At 71.1% G+C, this 15,927-nt stretch carries 13 protein-coding genes and 1 pseudogene; 4 read left to right on the top strand and 10 right to left on the bottom strand.

What is annotated here, in order from left to right:
• Positions 1-110: 110 nt before the first annotated feature.
• Positions 111-1,559, bottom strand: coding sequence for a recombinase family protein (locus ACNYS0_RS22130; protein ID WP_422476142.1), 1,449 nt, complete (start codon positions 1,557-1,559; stop codon positions 111-113).
• A gap of 122 nt (positions 1,560-1,681) precedes the next feature.
• Here ACNYS0_RS22130 and ACNYS0_RS22125 point away from each other — a divergent pair, with 122 nt between their 5' ends.
• Positions 1,682-2,101: a DUF3151 domain-containing protein gene (locus tag ACNYS0_RS22125; RefSeq protein ID WP_422476140.1), complete on the top strand. Its 420-nt coding sequence runs from the start codon at positions 1,682-1,684 to the stop codon at positions 2,099-2,101.
• Between the two features lie 108 nt (positions 2,102-2,209).
• On the opposite strand, the pseudogene ACNYS0_RS22120 reads toward ACNYS0_RS22125, so the two are convergent.
• From ACNYS0_RS22120 to ACNYS0_RS22090, 7 genes and pseudogenes are all read right to left on the bottom strand, one after another.
• A pseudogene (locus ACNYS0_RS22120) lies at positions 2,210-2,482 on the bottom strand (DUF3151 domain-containing protein); the annotation flags it as partial.
• 116 nt (positions 2,483-2,598) lie between these two features.
• Positions 2,599-3,630, bottom strand: a complete 1,032-nt coding sequence (gene fbaA / locus ACNYS0_RS22115; RefSeq protein WP_422408201.1) for a class II fructose-bisphosphate aldolase — start codon at positions 3,628-3,630, stop codon at positions 2,599-2,601.
• Positions 3,631-3,784: 154 nt separating this feature from the next.
• Complete coding sequence (pyrE, locus tag ACNYS0_RS22110; RefSeq protein ID WP_422476138.1) at positions 3,785-4,345, bottom strand: orotate phosphoribosyltransferase; 561 nt, start codon at positions 4,343-4,345, stop codon at positions 3,785-3,787.
• A gap of 37 nt (positions 4,346-4,382) precedes the next feature.
• Positions 4,383-5,177, bottom strand: coding sequence for an aldose epimerase family protein (locus tag ACNYS0_RS22105; protein ID WP_422476136.1), 795 nt, complete (start codon positions 5,175-5,177; stop codon positions 4,383-4,385).
• A gap of 26 nt (positions 5,178-5,203) precedes the next feature.
• Entirely contained in the window at positions 5,204-6,136 is a 933-nt protein-coding gene (locus ACNYS0_RS22100) for an SRPBCC domain-containing protein (RefSeq protein ID WP_422476134.1), read from the bottom strand.
• A 1,030-nt stretch (positions 6,137-7,166) separates the two neighbouring features.
• Positions 7,167-8,690 (bottom strand): polyamine aminopropyltransferase, encoded by a 1,524-nt coding sequence (locus tag ACNYS0_RS22095; RefSeq protein ID WP_422476132.1) that lies wholly within the window; start codon positions 8,688-8,690, stop codon positions 7,167-7,169.
• A gap of 113 nt (positions 8,691-8,803) precedes the next feature.
• On the bottom strand, positions 8,804-9,328 hold the full coding sequence (locus tag ACNYS0_RS22090; protein ID WP_422476130.1) for a DUF2617 family protein: 525 nt from the start codon (positions 9,326-9,328) through the stop codon (positions 8,804-8,806).
• 756 nt (positions 9,329-10,084) lie between these two features.
• Between ACNYS0_RS22090 and ACNYS0_RS22085 the strand changes: the two genes are divergently transcribed.
• The 3 genes from ACNYS0_RS22085 to ACNYS0_RS22075 all read left to right on the top strand — a co-directional run bounded on the left by ACNYS0_RS22085 (position 10,085) and on the right by ACNYS0_RS22075 (position 13,330).
• Positions 10,085-11,278 carry a pyridoxal phosphate-dependent aminotransferase gene (locus ACNYS0_RS22085; protein WP_422476128.1) on the top strand — a complete coding sequence of 398 codons (1,194 nt, stop codon included), beginning with the start codon at positions 10,085-10,087 and terminating at the stop codon, positions 11,276-11,278.
• Positions 11,279-11,387: 109 nt separating this feature from the next.
• Entirely contained in the window at positions 11,388-11,960 is a 573-nt protein-coding gene (locus tag ACNYS0_RS22080; RefSeq protein WP_422476126.1) for a SigE family RNA polymerase sigma factor, read from the top strand.
• A complete protein-coding gene (locus tag ACNYS0_RS22075; RefSeq protein ID WP_422476124.1) occupies positions 11,957-13,330 on the top strand; it encodes an outer membrane protein assembly factor BamB family protein in 1,374 nt (457 codons plus the stop codon). The genes ACNYS0_RS22080 and ACNYS0_RS22075 overlap by 4 nt, the downstream gene beginning before the upstream one ends.
• Before the next feature lie 80 nt (positions 13,331-13,410).
• Here the strand turns inward: ACNYS0_RS22075 and ACNYS0_RS22070 are convergent, their stop codons facing one another.
• Complete coding sequence (locus ACNYS0_RS22070; RefSeq protein ID WP_422408208.1) at positions 13,411-13,950, bottom strand: YbjN domain-containing protein; 540 nt, start codon at positions 13,948-13,950, stop codon at positions 13,411-13,413.
• 128 nt (positions 13,951-14,078) lie between these two features.
• Positions 14,079-15,875: a recombinase family protein gene (locus ACNYS0_RS22065; RefSeq protein ID WP_422476122.1), complete on the bottom strand. Its 1,797-nt coding sequence runs from the start codon at positions 15,873-15,875 to the stop codon at positions 14,079-14,081.
• Positions 15,876-15,927 lie beyond the last annotated feature (52 nt).

Here is a 15,927-nt window from a genome sequence, read left to right as displayed (position 1 = left end):
TGACCTGCTCCGGATCTTCGGCATAGAACGAGCGTGAACGAACGGAAGCCGGGCCCCTGCCTCATTCGAGCCGACAGGGCCCGGCTTTCGTTCGTCACCACGCGTTGCCGTTACCTGAGTACCGGTTCGATGTCCGCCGGGTCGAAGACCGGCCCGTTGGACGCCGGTTTGATGACAACCGCACGGAAGACCTTGAGCACGGCTGCCCGCTGCTGCTCGATCGTCAGGTCCTCCCACCGCTCCCGTACGTCGACGGGACCGGCCGCAAAAGTCGCCACCTCGGCCCGGTGGAGAGCACGCTCCCTCTGGAGTTCCGCCATCTGCTTCTCAAGGTCATCGGTGAGAGCGACGTAGCGGGCAGCGGACATCCGCTTCTCCTGCCATGCCTGCTTGAACTCCGCCATATCCCTTTCCAAGGAGGCCAGTTCCTCCTCCTTGGTCCACTCCGGCGCACGCGTCCGGACATCCGTCAGCGCCTTGTCCGAGCTGATGAACACGGCGTTCCTGATGAGACGGTCGACCGGCTCGCCCGTCCTGGCCACTCCCCCGCATCCCCCGTCGTTCTTTCCGGGGCACGCGTACCTGAACTGCGACGACGTCTTCGACTTCCGGTACGACGGGAAGGCCCGCATCTTCGTGCCGCATCGACCGCACCGGGCGATGCCGGAGAGCAGGTACTTGGTGGCGTAATCGCGTACGACCCGTCCCTCCGACTCCTGCCGGACCTTGTCCACAAGGAGATGCCACTCGTCCGGGGTGACGACCGGCTCCCAGTCTCCGGCCACGGGCTCACCGTGCTCGTCGAGGAACAGCTCTCCCTGGTGCATGCGGTAGCCGCAGATCCGGGGGTTCATCAGCATGCGCTTGATCTTGGAGTCGTCGAAGAAGCCACCGCTGTGCGACCTGATTCCGGCATCCCGCCACTCGCGCGCGATCGTCGCCCAGCGGATGCCGCCCAGGAAGTCCCTCACCGCCTTGCGGAGGTTCTCGGCTTCTTCCGGCACTACCGTCCTGCGGTCCTCACGGTTCCATCCGTACGGCGCTCGGCCGCCCGGCAGCTTTCCCTGTGTGGCAAGTTCGAGGTGCTTGCGCTTCGTACGTCGCGAGGTGTCCGCCGAGGACTTGTTGGCGATGGTGACCTTGATCCGCGCGATGAACCGGCCGTTCTCCGTGGACAGGTCGATGTCCGACGCCGACACGGAGTCGAAGACGAGATGACGCTTGCGGCGCTCGGCGTCCTCGTACTCATCGATCCATGCTTCGAGTTCGCGCGGCTGCCGTGTGAAGCGGTCGATGTCCCAGACCACGACGCCGTCGATCCGTCCGGCCTTGAGATCCTCCAGCATCTGCCGGAACTCCGGGCGCACGGTCTTCCGCTTGTAGGCGGACAGGTCGTTGTCCTCGTAGATCTTGGCGACCTCCCACCCCCGCGCGGCACAGTGCAGTCGGCAGTCCTCTTCCTGCCGCACGACGCCCAGGCCCTCGGCCTCGTCGTCCTTGCTGATGCGGGTGTAGATGCCCACCTGGATGCCACCGGAGGGCCCCCGTCGTTCTGCCATGCGCGGGATCGTCGCACACCGCGAACGAATACATCAACCGCCCTTCTCGCCACTATTCGCTCCCTGGCCGAGCTTCGCTGCGCCCATCCCGAACACCAGGCAGCAAGTGGCAGACTGGCGGCATGACGACGCACAAGAACCTGCTGGGTGGACCGGACCCGACGTACCTTCCGGAGAACGAAGAGGCGTACCGCCTCCTGGGCGAGGAGTCCCAGTCGCCGGCCGATGTCGCGGCCAAGTACCCGACCTTCTCGCTCGCCTGGGCCATGCTCGCCGACGACGCCTTCGAGGCGGGGCGTGTGGTCGAGTCGTACGCGTACGCGCGCACCGGTTACCACCGAGGGCTCGACTCCCTGCGCCGGGCGGGATGGAAGGGGCACGGCCCCATCCCTTGGGACCACCAGGCAAATCGCGGGTTCCTGCGCTGCCTCGCCGCTCTCGCCCGCGCCGCCGGCGCGATCGAGGAGAAGGACGAGACCGAGCGGTGCTGGCAGTTCCTTCAGGACAGCAGCGAAGAGGCGTACGCGACGCTGAAGCGCTGACCGGAGCGGCAGTAGCCGCTGCAGTCGTAGCAGTCTTAGCAGCACAAAAAATGCCGCCGCTTCTTACGAAGCGGCGGCACCGAGTGCACGATGACATCTTCCGCCACTCTCCCACGGCACCGGGCCGTGGCCCTTCCAGCCGGCACGGCGCAGCGAGTCGAGGCCGCGGTGGTAGCCGGTGCGGGCGTAGGCGTACGACTCGACGACGCTGCCGCGCTCGAAGGCGTCGTCGGCGAGCTGCGCCCAGGCGAGCGAGGAGGTCGGGTACTTCGCGGCGACGTCCGCGGGGGCCGTGCCGGTCGCGAGCAGCTCGCGCGGCTCCGGGTCGTCCGGGAGCTCGGTCGGGGGCGGGCCGCCGAGGAGGTTCTCGTGAAGGTTCATGGGGTCAAGTGTGCCGCGCCTTCCCCGTTGCCCGTCGAGCGCCCCGGCGACGAGCGGTGACATGCCGCGGGCCCGGCTCCCCCGAGGGGGAACCGGGCCCGTGCACGCGATGCGCCCTACTTGATGCGCGTACCCGTCGAGCGCAGGTTCTCGCAGGCCTGGACGATGCGGGCGGTCATGCTCGCCTCGGCCTTCTTGCCCCACACGCGGGGGTCGTACGTCTTCTTGTTGCCGACCTCGCCGTCGACCTTCAGGACGCCGTCGTAGTTCTCGAACATGTGGCCCGCGATCGGGCGGGTGAAGGCGTACTGGGTGTCGGTGTCGAGGTTCATCTTCACGACGCCGTTCTCCAGCGCGGTCGTGATCTCCTCGACCGTGGAGCCGGAGCCGCCGTGGAAGACGAAGTCGAACGGCTTGGAGCCGGCCGGCTGGCCGTACTTCGCGGCGACGCCCTCGTTCAGCTCCTTGAGGAGGTCGGGGCGGAGCACGACGTTGCCCGGCTTGTAGACGCCGTGCACGTTGCCGAAGGACGCGGCCAGCAGGTAGCGGCCCTTCTCGCCCAGGCCCAGGGCCTCGGCGGTGCGCAGCGCGTCGTCGACCGTGGTGTAGAGGTTGTCGTTGATCTCGTGCGAGACGCCGTCCTCCTCGCCACCGGTCGGCGTGATCTCGATCTCGAGGATGATGTTCGCGGCCTTGGCCTTGGCGAGCAGCTCCTGCGCGATCTCCAGGTTGTCGGAGAGCGTCTCCGCCGAGCCGTCCCACATGTGCGACTGGAACAGCGGCAGGCCGCCGGCCTCGACGCGCTTCTGCGAGATCGCGAGCAGCGGGCGCACGTAGCCGTCCAGCTTGCCCTTGGGGCAGTGGTCGGTGTGCAGCGCGATCTTGTTGTCGTAGCGCGCGGCGGCGACGTGCGCGAACTCGGCCAGCGCCTCGGCGCCCACGACCATGTCCTTGACGCCCTGGCCCGAGAGGTACTCGGCGCCGCCGGTGGAGATCTGGATGATGCCGTCGGACTCGGCCTCGGCGAAGCCCTGGAGCGCGGCGTTCAGGGTCTGCGTCGACGAGACGTTGATGGCCGGGTAGGCGAACTTCCCCGCCTTGGCCCGGTCGAGCATCTCGTTGTACTGGTCCGGGGTTGCGATGGCCATCTGCCGTCTCCTCAGAAAAGCGCGGGTTGCGGGTGTGGGTTGTCGTGGCTCTCAGCGGCTCCGGCTGACCCTCACCAAGCGTCAGGGGGTGACATCGTCGTCGACCCCATCTTTCCAGACTCGTGCGAATGCTCCAGCCCGGCGGCCGAAGGGGTCAGTCCAGGCCGAGCTCGTCCTTCGAGAAGGCGAAGAGGTACGGGACCCCGGCGCCCTCGGTGATCTTCTCCGCGGCGCCGGTGGCCCGGTCCACGATGGTCACGACGGCGACGACCTCGGCCCCGGCCTCGCGCACCGCCTGCACGGCCTCCAGCGGGGAGCCACCGGTCGTGGACGTGTCCTCGACGACGACCACGCGACGGCCCTTGATCTCCGGGCCCTCCACGCGCTTCTGCATGCCGTGCGCCTTGGCGGCCTTGCGGACGACGAACGCGTCGAGGCGCTCGCCGCGCGCGGCCGACGCGTGCAGCATCGCGCCCGCGACCGGGTCGGCGCCCATGGTGAGGCCGCCGACCGCGTCGAACTCAAGGCCGTGCTGACGGGTCAGGTCGAGCAGCACCTGGCCGACCAGCGGGGCGGCCTCGCCGTCGAGGGTGACGCGGCGCAGGTCGACGTAGTAGTCGGCCTCGATGCCGGAGGAGAGCGTCACCTTGCCGTGCACCACGGCCTTGTTCTTGATCTGCGTCAGCAGCGCGTCGCGCACGTCGTTCGTCGTCATGCCTACGAGCTTAAGGGGCCCGGTCGGGGGCCCGGTTTCAGAGGTGGCGCCAGGTCCAGGTGGTGCTCGCCTCCAGCGGCTCGACCGGGGTGACCAGGCGCGGCGCCGTGTTCAGCCCGTTCGGCGGGCCGGTCTGCGGTTCGACGCAGACGGCCGCCTCCTGCTCGTCGTAGACGACGACCCACTGCTCGGGGCTCTTCACCTGGACCTGAAGGGCCCCCGGCCAGTTCAGCGTGACATCGACCCCCTCGGGCATCCCGAAGCAGTCGTCCCACGGCCCGGGGGTGGCCTCGATGCGCTTGCCGGTCGGCAGGTGGTCCGCGCCGCGCTCCTCCTGCCAGGCCGGGTCGAAGGCGATCTGCACGCTGCTGCCGCCGTCGGTGATCGTCCGGTTGAACCAGGGGTGCCAGCCGATCTGCGCCGGGAACGAGTCGCCGTACGTCTCGATCCCCATCGACAGCGTCAGCGAGTCCTCGGTGAGCGAGACGAGCTGCGTGACGCGTCCGCTGTACGGCCACGGGTCGGTGAGGTCGTACGTGAAGGCGGCCTCGGTGCGGGTCTCGCGCGCGGTCGTCCACTCGGAGTTCCGGCCGAAGCCGTGGATGGCGTGCGGCGGGGAGTTCAGCGGCATCTGGTGGACGTGGCCGCCGTTGCGGAACTGGCCCTCCCTGATGCGCCCGCACCACGGCACCATCGGGAAGCACCCGTACTTCTCGCCCTGCCGCAGCAGCTCGGTGCCGGAGATCTTCAGGCTGCTGATACGGCAGCCGTTGCCCGGCGCCACGGTCACTTCCGCGTCGCCCGCGGTCAGCGTCGTTTCCTGTGTCGTCACGGCTCCTGAGCCTATGCGGCGGACGGCTACCGGCGCCTGCGCAGGGCTCGGCCGACGACGATCGCGGAGGCGAGCGCGACGGCGGCCGCGGGGGCGGCCCAGCGCAGCGTGGCGCTGGTCGTGACGCCCTCGGGGGCGGGAACGGGGGCGTACCGGCCGCGCGGCGGCGCGTGGTCGACCTCCTCCGCGCTGCGGCCGATCATGGTGCGCCGGGCGTGCGCGGCGACCGGCTCCGCCGGGAGCTCGGTCTCGGATCCGGCGGCGGGGTCGAGGGACGGCGGCGGAATCTCGGTGTCGAAGACGGAGGAGTGGTCGTGGGTCTCGTGGTCGACGTCGGCAGGGTCGCCGACCGGGCTGCTCCCCGATCCCCCGACGGTGTCATCGACGGGCCCCGCGGCCGCGCCGACATCCTCACCGCTCTCGCCGTCCTCGCCGTCCTGGGTGTCGTGGGCGTCGTGGGCGTCGTGGGTGTCGTGGGTGTCCTCGACATCCTGAGCGTCCTGGGCGTCCTGGGCGTCCTCATCGGGGTCCGAGCCGGGCTCCTGGCCGGTCGCTCCCAGGTTCTCCGCGAAACGGTTCAGCAGGCGGTGGGCCGCCGATTCCACGGCCTCGCGCGGCAGCTCCGCGACGCGGCCGTCGCCGGATCCCGTGCCGGAGAAGGTGACCGAGGAGCCGCCCGCCACCGCGGCGACCCGGGCGGTCAGGGCGAACTTCACGCCGCCCGCGCCGCGGGCCTCGCTGCCGTCACCCGTCACGGCGAACGACCCGTCCGCCGACTGCGTCACGGAGACGCTGCCGCGGTACGTGATGGTGTGCCCGCCGATACGCACCTTCAGACGGCCTCCGCCACCGGCGGCATCGCCCTGGTACCCGGGCAGGGCCCGGTCGACGCGTTGGGAATCGCAGAGCACCGCCCGCAGTGACTCCGCCGGAACCGGAACGAACACCTCATGCTCCATGCCGCCGAGCCTAGCGACCCCATCGCTCACGTGTACCCCCTTCGCGCCCCACCTTTCGACTTTCCGACTCCCGCCACCACTCCTGTGCTACCGCGCTCCGCGCCCACCCCCGCCCTGCCACGGCCCACCGAGGCGGGGCGCCGACTTCGATGCCGGGGGGGGCGAGCACCGCGGCGCGCCTGCCTCGACGCCCGGGGGAGGGCGAGCACTGCGGCCCGCCTACCTCGGCGCCGGGGGAGCCGAGCACCGCGGCCCGCCTACCTCGACGCCCGGGGGGGGCGAGCACCACGGCCCGCCTACCTCGACGCCCGGGGGGGCGAGCACTGCGGCCCGCTGTCTCGACGCACGGGGGCGAGCACCGCAGCGCGCCTGCCCCGACACCCGAGGGGGGGGCGAGCGCCGCGGCCCGCCTACCTCGACGCCGGGGGAGCCGAGCGCCGCCACCCGCCTGCCTCGACGCTCGGGTGCCGAGCACCGCCACCCGCCTGCCTCGACGCACGGGGGCCGAGCACCGCCACCCGCCTGCCCCGACACCCGAGGGAGGCCGAGCACCGCCCCCGCCTGCCCCGTACACCCGAGGGGGGACCGAACACCGCAGCGCGCCTATCGACGCCGGGGGGGCGAGCACCGCCCCACGGTCGACTCGCCCCCGGGGGGCCGAAGCCCCCGGAGGGGGCGGGCGGGTGGGAGACGGCCGGAGTCCGGCGCAGCCCGAAAACCACGACGCCGCGCACCAGACACCACAGGCGCCGCACACCGGGCACAACCCCGAGGGGCCGAAGCCCCCGAAGGGGGCGGGCGGGTGGGAGACGAGCAAGGCCCGGCGCAGCCGAAAACCACGGCGCCGCGCGCCAGGCGCCACAGGCGCCGCACACCGGGCACAACCCCGGGGGGCCGAAGCCCCCGAAGGGGGCGGGCGGGTGGGAGATGAGCAAGGCCCGGCGCAGCCGAAGACCACGACGCCGCGAGTCAGCACTACAGGCTCCGCCCCCCGGCACCGCCCCCGCGCAACAACACCCCCGCCCAGACGTCAGTCGGAAAAGCGGGGATGCACCAACGTCGACGGTGCGAACCCGGCCCCCGTCCGAACCACCCGCTCACCCGCCGGAGGCCCTGGTGGGGCCCACCCCGCCAGCACAAACCCCACATCCCCCTCGCCGCGATACGCCACCACCCGCAACCCCGCGGAGCGCACCGTCGCGGCCGCCGTCCCCAGCGGCCCCGCCCCACCCCCCACCCGCGCCACCACTCGCCCCCGGTCCGCGAGCACCCGCCCCACCAACCCGTAGAACTCCTGCGAGTACAGCTTCGTGCTCGCCGTGCTGCCGGGATCGGGCAGATCGCACACCACCACGTCGTACGGCACCGCCCGCGGCGCGCTCCGCAGCCACGCGAACACGTCCCCCGTCACCACCCGCACCCGCGGATCCCTGAGCGCCCGCCCGTTCAGCTCGCTCAGCCCCGGATCGGTCCGGGCGAGGCGCACCACCTCCGGGTCGGGGTCGACGACGTCGACGCGCCGCACCCCCCGCGCGCGCAGCGCCTCGCGCGCGGCGAGCCCGTCGCCCCCGCCGAGGATCAGGACCCGCGCACGCGGCCCGCCGTGCAGCGCGGGGCCGACGAACTGCCGGTAGGGACGGCCCCGTTCCTGCCCGTCCACCCGCAGCCGCCCGTCGAGGAAGAGCGACGCGGGGCGCCGCCCGCCGCCCGTGAGCACGACCTCCTGCACCCCGCTCTGCACGGCGACCCGCACATCCGCCCCGAACAGGGCGTGCCGCGCCGCCCGCTCGAAGTCGTCGACGAGCACCCACGACGTGGCGAGCACCCCGAGCACCGTCACGTTCGCGACGATCAGCAGCCAGCGGGCCCGTCGGCTCAGGTCCCGCCGGAACAGCCCGAGGACGAGCACCGCCCCCGCCACCGCGTTGACCGCCCCGGTGAGCAGCGCCCCGGTCAACTGCCCGAGCAGCGGCAGCAGCAGGAAGGGAAACGCCAGGCCTCCCACCAGCGCCCCCACATAGTCCGCCGCGAAGAGATCGGCGACCGCCCCGCTCGCGTCCTGCCGCCGGATCCGCTGGATCAGCACCATGAGCAGCGGCACTTCCGCCCCGATCAGCACCCCGATGGCCAGCGAGAACCCGACGAGCAGCCAGCGCGGCCCGTCCGCCCACGCCCCGCCCCAGTCCCCGGTCCACGCGAACACCGCGTACAGCACCATGGCGCTGGAGCCGCCGACGAGCGCGAGCAGCGCCTCGATCATCCCGAAGCCGACCGCGGCACGCAGCCGCAGCCGCTTGGCGGCGAGCGAACCGAGGCCCATCGCGAACACCATGACGGAGAGCACGACGGAGGCCTGGGTGACCGAGTCGCCCATCAAGTACGAGGCAAGCGCCACCAGTTCGAGCTCGTAGACCAGACCGCAGGCCGCACAGACGAAGACTCCCACCAGGACGAGGAAGCGGGCGGTGCCCGGCTTCACCGGGAGCGGGGCCCGGCCCGGACCGCCCAAGGGCCTGGGGCCCGAGGTCGTCACGGGCGGGTGCGGTTCGATCACCCTGGAACGCTACGTCACCGCATGACTCCGTCCAGTCACCCACACGTGTGGAACCGACGTACCGCAGGCATACCCGCGACCCCCGCCTCCGCCGCGAGCCCGGCTCGCGGCGACTACAGCGCGGCGGCCACCGGCATCCGCGCGCCCACCCGCGTACGGGTGGCGACCAACTGGCCGTCCTGCGGATAGGCGTGCCAGGTGCGCCAGTGCACCTGCCCCTCGTGCCGCTGGGCGAGCATCGCGGTGAAGGCGTGCGGGCTGCCGGGGAAGACACCGGCAAGCCCGTTCGGGTGGTCGGCGACGAGGGCCAGCAACTCCTGTGCGCGGCCCGCAAATTGACCCGCCGTCAAATGCTCGACGCGGGCCGCGAACTCGTACTCCCAGTCGCCGAGTCGCTTCGCGACCCCCAGCGGGAGCGGCGTGCTGCTGCCGGGGATGCACGCCACGGTCTCCGAACAGGTGCCGCGCTCCTCCTCGAGCAGCACCTGGTGAGAGGCGCCGAGCAGCCTCAGCTGAAGCCTGACATCGTCGATGTCCAGGTCGAGCGTGGCGAGCGCGGGCAAGGGCTCCCGTCCGAGGGCCCAGGCCAGATCGGCCGCACTCGTATCGGTATAGGCGGTGTTCAGGGTCGTGAGCATGGGTCGGCTCCGCTAGCACGCAAAGGGAGGTGGGGCCGGCTGGATCAAAGGGGCCGGCTCGTGCCCACGAGAACGCGATAACTACGTAGTACGAGGGCTGCGTTGACGGTTAAAGGGAATCATGGGGGGCGACGCCACCACAGCGTTTTTACCCAACTTCGGAGGGTTTCCATCCCCCCGAGGGCAGCACAGCTCAATTGTTCAACTTCCACGAGCATCTTTCGCGCCCGGCGCACAACCTGCGAGGGCACAACCGGACAAGCGTGCGGCCCACGCGGACCGACTGCCCCGTGTCAGTCGCCTCCGCGCGGGCCGCACGCCCGTTCAAGGTGCGTCAGCTTCCGCCGCCCCCGCACCCGCCGCCACCACCGCACGACGAGCCGCCCCCGCCACAGGAGGAACCGCCCCCGCACGAGTGACCGTGATGCCCGCCGCCGGAGTCACCGGACGACGAACACCCGTAGGAACCGCCGCCGCTCGCGGCACCGCCACCGGCCCACCAGCTGCTCCGGCCGGCCCGGTTCTTCTTCAATGAGGTACTGGATGAACGGCCGCTGCCGCCCGCCTTGGCCGTTCCGAGCACGATGGCGACAACCAGCACAACGAAGACCACGATGAAGAACGTCTCCATCACCGGCCCTCCTCTCTCTTCCCCCGTACCCCCCGAGGGGCCGCCCCGTGCGGGCGTGACAGGGAAATGCCCCTGCCCGCGCCGGGCCAAGCAGGAGTTGAGCAAGTCCAGAGGTTCGGCGCAGGATGGCCGCCATGACCTCCAGCGCACGCCCCCTCCTCAACCGCCGCCTCGCCGAGTTCGGGACCACGATCTTCGCCGAGATGTCCGCGCTCGCCGTCAAGACCGGCGCCATCAACCTCGGCCAGGGCTTCCCCGACACCGACGGCCCCGAGCAGGTGCGCGAGGCCGCCGTACGGGCGCTGCGCGAAGGGCACGGCAACCAGTACCCGCCCGGCCCCGGCATCCCCGAACTGCGCACCGCCATCGCCGCCCACCAGCAGCGCCGCTACGGCATGGAGCTCGACCCCGACCGCGAGGTCCTGGTCACCGCCGGCGCCACGGAGGCCATCGCCGCCTCCCTCCTCGCCCTCGTCGAACCCGGCGACGAGGTGATCGCCTTCGAGCCCTACTACGACTCGTACGCCGCGAGCATCGCCCTCGCAGGCGGCACCCGCGTCCCGGTCACCCTCCGCCCCCACGAAGGCTCCTTCCGCCTCGACCTCGACGAACTCCGCGACGCGATCACCCCCCGCACCCGCCTCCTCCTCATCAACACCCCGCACAACCCCACCGGCACCGTCCTCAGCCGCGCCGAACTGACCGCCATCGCCGAGCTCGCCGTCGAACGCGACCTCCTCGTCGTCACCGACGAGGTCTACGAACACCTCACCTACGGCGACGCCGAACACATCCCGCTCGCCACGCTCCCCGGCATGCGCGAACGCACGGTCACCATCGGCAGCGCCGGCAAGACGTTCTCGTTCACCGGCTGGAAGGTCGGCTGGGTCACCTCGACCCCCGAACTCGTCACGGCGGTCCGCTCCGCGAAGCAGTTCCTCACCTACGTCTCCGCGGGCCCCTTCCAGTACGCGGTCGCCGAGGCCCTCGCCCTCCCCGACACCTACTTCTCCGACTTCCGCGCCACCATGACGGCCAAGCGCGAACTCCTCGCCACCGGCCTCGAGGACGCCGGCTTCACCGTCTTCCGCCCCCAGGGCACCTACTTCATCACCACCGACATCCGCCCCCTCGGCTTCGACGACGGCTTCGCCTTCTGCCGCGCCCTCCCCGAACGCTGCGGCGTCGTCGCCGTCCCCAACGCCGTCTTCTACGACGACCGCACGGCCGGCGCCCCCTTCGTCCGCTTCGCCTTCTGCAAGCAGGACGAGGTACTGAGCGAGGCGGCGGCACGGCTCGCCAAGGTGCGCACCCGGTAGCGGAGTTCCTGCGGCAGTTCCCGGCGGCCCATTGAAGAAGGCCGCCGCGACAGGCATAGATGTCCCGTGCTCCGCGCGTCCTTGTGGGCGTCAGAGAACGGGAGGGCCAATGGACCCGCAGGATCAGCTCAGATTCCGGGACTTCGTCGACGCCAGGTGGAGCACCCTGCTCCGCCTGGCGAACCTGCTCACCGGCGGCGACCGGCACGAGGCCGAAGACCTCGTCCAGACCGCGCTGCTGAAGACGCTGGGGCGCTGGCAGCACATCGACGACCCCGAGGGTTACGTCCGCAAGGTGATGTACCGGCACCAGGTCAGCCGCTGGCGACTGCGCCGACCGCACCGCGAGCCGACGTTCGACGCGTCACGCACGGTGTGGCGCGAGGAGGGCACCGCGGACGGCAGCGCCGACGCCGACCTGCGGATCACCATGGCAGGCGCCCTGGCCCGGCTCACCCCGCGCCAGCGCACCATGCTCGTCCTGCGCTACTTCGAGGACCTCTCCGAGAGCGAGGTGGCGGCCACCCTCGGCTGCTCGGTCGGCACCGTACGCAGCACCACCCACCGCTCCCTGGCCCGACTGCGCACACTCGCGCCGGAACTCGACGCCCGGCCACCGGCCGCCGCCACCGATCCCGACCGCCCCGCGAACGGCACGGCGCCGAAGGGAGCCCACGCATGAACGCCGACCAGCTCGACCGCACCCTCCGGGACGTCCTGCACGCGTGGACCCCCGACACCACCACCGCCGCCCCCACGGACCTCGCCGACCGTCTCGTACGCCGCCGCAGGCGCCGCACCACCCTGCGCGTCACCGGCGCCGCCCTCGGCCTCACCGCCGTCGCCTTCGGCACCGTCCTCGTCACCGGCACGGGCGGCCGCAACCACGCGTCGCCCACCCACGTCAGCCGCGAGGGCACACTGCGCTGGCAGACCACACTGCCCGGCAGGACCACATGGGACGCCTGCGCCACGGGCCCCGGCGCCGTGTACTGCCGGGGCGCCGGTTACGACGGCATCGGCATCGACACCCGTACGGGCAAGGTCGTGTGGCAGCGCAAGGCCGCGCGCCCCGACGGCGGCGGCACCCCGGCGGGCTCGGTCACCGGCGTCCGCGACGGCATCCTCTACTCCTACGCCGACCACGCCCCGGGCACACCGAACCCCGGCACCGACCTCGTCGCCATCGACCTCGACAGCCGCAAGGTGCTCTGGAAGCACAAGCTCGCCGACGACAGCCGCGACGCGGACTCCGCGGTGCTCTTCGACGGCGGCATCCTCGCCAACACCCCCACGTTCAAGAGCGCGGCGGCCCTCGACCCCAGGACCGGCCGCACCCTGTGGACGCACAAGTGGAAGCAGGCCGACTGCACCGCCGCCGCGATCGGCGGCGTACCGCACCTGATGTGCTCACCGGACAGCGAGAAGGCACCGCAGCGCAGCACCGTCGTCCGCCTCGACCCGTCCACCGGCCGCCCGCACACCGCCGCGACGCTCAAGGGCATGACGAGCTATATCGGCAAGGACGGCGACACCGTGCTCCTCGCGGGCCTGGCCGGAAAGCAGAAGTACTTCGGCGAGCCCGGCCCCATCACTCTGACCCGCGTCGACACCGGCACCGAGAAGGTGACGCGGCACCGCGCCGACGGGCCGCGCGGCGGCGTGATCGCGGACGGCGTCATGCTCGTGGTCCGCAAGGACGGCACGGCCCTCGCATGGTCGGCCGCCGACGGGAAACAACGGTGGGCGACCCCGACCGGCCTCCGGCTCCGCAAGGACCCCACCGGCCCCGACACGTACGAACTGGCCTCCGCCGCCGCCGTGCACCTCACCGACCGGGTCGCCTACTTCCTCGACCCGACCGGGAACATGGTCGGCCTCGACCTCGACGACGGAGCGGTGCGCTGGCGCGGCAAGGTGGACCTGCCCGAGCGACCGGTACAAGGCGGCGTCGCCCCCGAGCTGATGACCGAGGGCCGCCACGGCCTCATCGGCCAGGTCGACGGCGAACTGTTCCGCATCGACCCGAAGCCGACGGCCCACGGATCGTAGGCGGCCGGTCCGAACGACGAAGAGCCCGGCCCCTCTCGGGACCGGGCTCTTCGTCGTTCGTGGCGCAGGGGCTCACCGACTCACTCGGAGTCGTTGCCGTCCTCCGGCTTCTCCGCGGAGTCGACCTCGGCCTCAAGGCCGAGCTGCTCCACCAGCCAGCGGTCGAACTCGATCGCGGCGCGGACCCAGCTGACCGTCGACGACACGAAGTGCTCGAGCGAGACCCCGGTGCCGATCAGCATCTGCGCCTCGCCGATGAGGCGGACGGTGCCGTCGTCGTGGGTGTGGCTGTAGACCTTCGGCCACAGGGTGCGGCGGTTCCAGTCGTCGATCGACTCGAGCAGCTGCGGCTTGATCTCGATGCCGTGCGGCCGGTCGTAGAACGTCCGCACCGAGAAGACCTGCTGGTCACCCTCGCCGCGGAACATGAAGTACGTACGGAACTCCTCCCACGGCGCCGCGAGGTCACCCTCCTCGTCGGTGACGTACTTGAGCTCCATCTGCTCCAGAAGCTGCTTGACCAGTTCCTGGTCGGGAACCACGGGACCGGCCGGTCCCGCGCCTTCCTGCGGCTCGGGCTGTCCCCCGAAGTTGGGAATCGAGGACGGGTCGATAGACAAGATTCCTGCTCCTGACACTGTGGTTTCGGCCCATCGTACGGACCGTCCCTTGCGGCCAAGGGTGCCCGGTGCGATGCCTTGGCGGTGCCAGCCTTGCATCTTTGGGCCGATTCTGAAATGTGCGCCGGTTACGCGCCCGGCGACTCCCGCGCGACGTCCCCGTCCGCCCTCCGGAACGGCCACAGCTCCGCGCTCAGCCCCCGCTCCACCCGCAGGCCCGTGAGAAAGGCACGCGTGCCCGCCTCGGGCTCTTCGGCGAAACGGGGCGGGGCGCTGTCGCGCTCTCCCGAGGGCAGGAGATGGTCCGGCAGGTGGCCGAAGAGCTCCTGGCCGGCCCGCTGCCCCCGCACGAAGTACGTGACTCCGGCTTCCCTGAGCAGTTCGGCGCGGTTCGCCCACCCGTCGAGCCGCTGCCACCGCTGCCCGTACGTCTCGCCGCAGGCCTCTTCGATCCAGCGCGGCCGGATCACAGGCTCCTGCTCCAGAACCGCCAAGGTTCTCGACGTCTCGTCCAGCTTCCGGGTCAGCGCCGCGACGGCGGCCGGACTTTCCGCGGTCGCGACCGCTGCGGCCAGGTTGTCGATCGCCTTCCGCAGTTCGGTGATCGTGGCCGATCTGTCGCGCCCCGGCACCAGCGTGCGCTTCATGATGTCCCGGCCGCCCAGTCGGTTCAGGAAGTCCTGTTCCACGCGTTCGTGCAACGCTGCCACCCGCCAGGACGCCGGCAGTTCGCATCGCGGGCCGTCCGCCGTGGTCCTGCAGTTGTAGTACTCAAGGGCGGAGGCGCCGCCGCCCTTCAACCTGTTGCGCTGCGTCCGCACATGCATGGGTGCACCGCAGAAGCAGCGGACGACGCCGGCCAGTGGAGTCCTCGACTGCCGTCCGGCCGCCACCGCCGCCGCCGTTGCCGCCGTTGCCGCCGACATGACGGCACTGTGCTCGGTCGTGAGAGCACGCTGAAGCGCAGTGAACTCCTCTTGAGTGAGGAGCGGATCGGCCCACCGCACCACCGATCCGTCCGCTCCGACGACAGGCCGGGACCGATGCATCATGACCCCCATGAGCGCCTCTGAACGAAGCATGTTGCGCAGCGGCGTGACGGCCCAGAACCCTCCGGTCTCGGGCCTGTGCTCGTGCTCCGGGCGCTCGGCGTTCTGCACGCGACGCTGGTGGTCGCGGGCCGTGGGTACCCCGCGCGCGTTCCAGTCCTGGACGATGGCGTACACCGTGGACGAACCGCTGACGAGGCGTTCGACCGCCTCGCGTACAAACGGTGCTGTCACCGGGTCCGGGACAAGGTGCTTACGGCGTTCGCCCTTGAACTCGAAGGCGACGGCGCGGTATCCGTACGGCCAGATCCCGCCGTTCCACAGTTTGTTGTCACGAAAGTAGGCGGTACGGCCGAGCTGCTTCTCCTGTACGGCGCGCCGGTACTTGGCGGCCTGGGCCGCCTTGATACCGGCCACCATCCGGCCGTCCTCGGTGGTGATGTCGAACGAGGGGTCGTCGAGCACGACGACGCTCTTGCCGTTCTTCAGCACCCAATCGACGAACTGCCACCAGTGCATGTCGTCCCGCGTGATGCGGTCCTGGCTCGTGACCATGAGCGCGTCCCACTCGTGGACCAGGGGTGCGCGCAACCATTTGCCGAGGCTTGCCCTCTGGTCCAGGTTGACCGCCCCGGACACGGTCGAGTCGACGACCCGGCCCACTTCTTCGTACGCCCCGGCGCACAGGGCCACGCTGAGCTCCTCGTCCTGGCGGAGAAGGGCGGACGACGATTCGGTGTCGCGGCTGATGCGTTGGACTGCGAGAACACGGCGCACGGCGGACTCCCCCTTGGAGTGCAGCGGATCTCGCGACCATGCGGGAATCCGCATCGACGTGTAGTCGAACATCACGTCTTTCGCCCGTACGAGCGACATCGGAGCCTCCGTGGACACGACTTCGCGCGGCCCCCTCCCCGGTGGGGGTGGG

The organism is Streptomyces anthophorae (assembly GCF_049310305.1).
Taxonomy (GTDB): Bacteria; Actinomycetota; Actinomycetes; order Streptomycetales; family Streptomycetaceae; genus Streptomyces.
The sequence above is the reverse complement of the archived record's forward strand: the minus strand, read 5'-3'. Positions and strand labels throughout refer to the sequence as shown.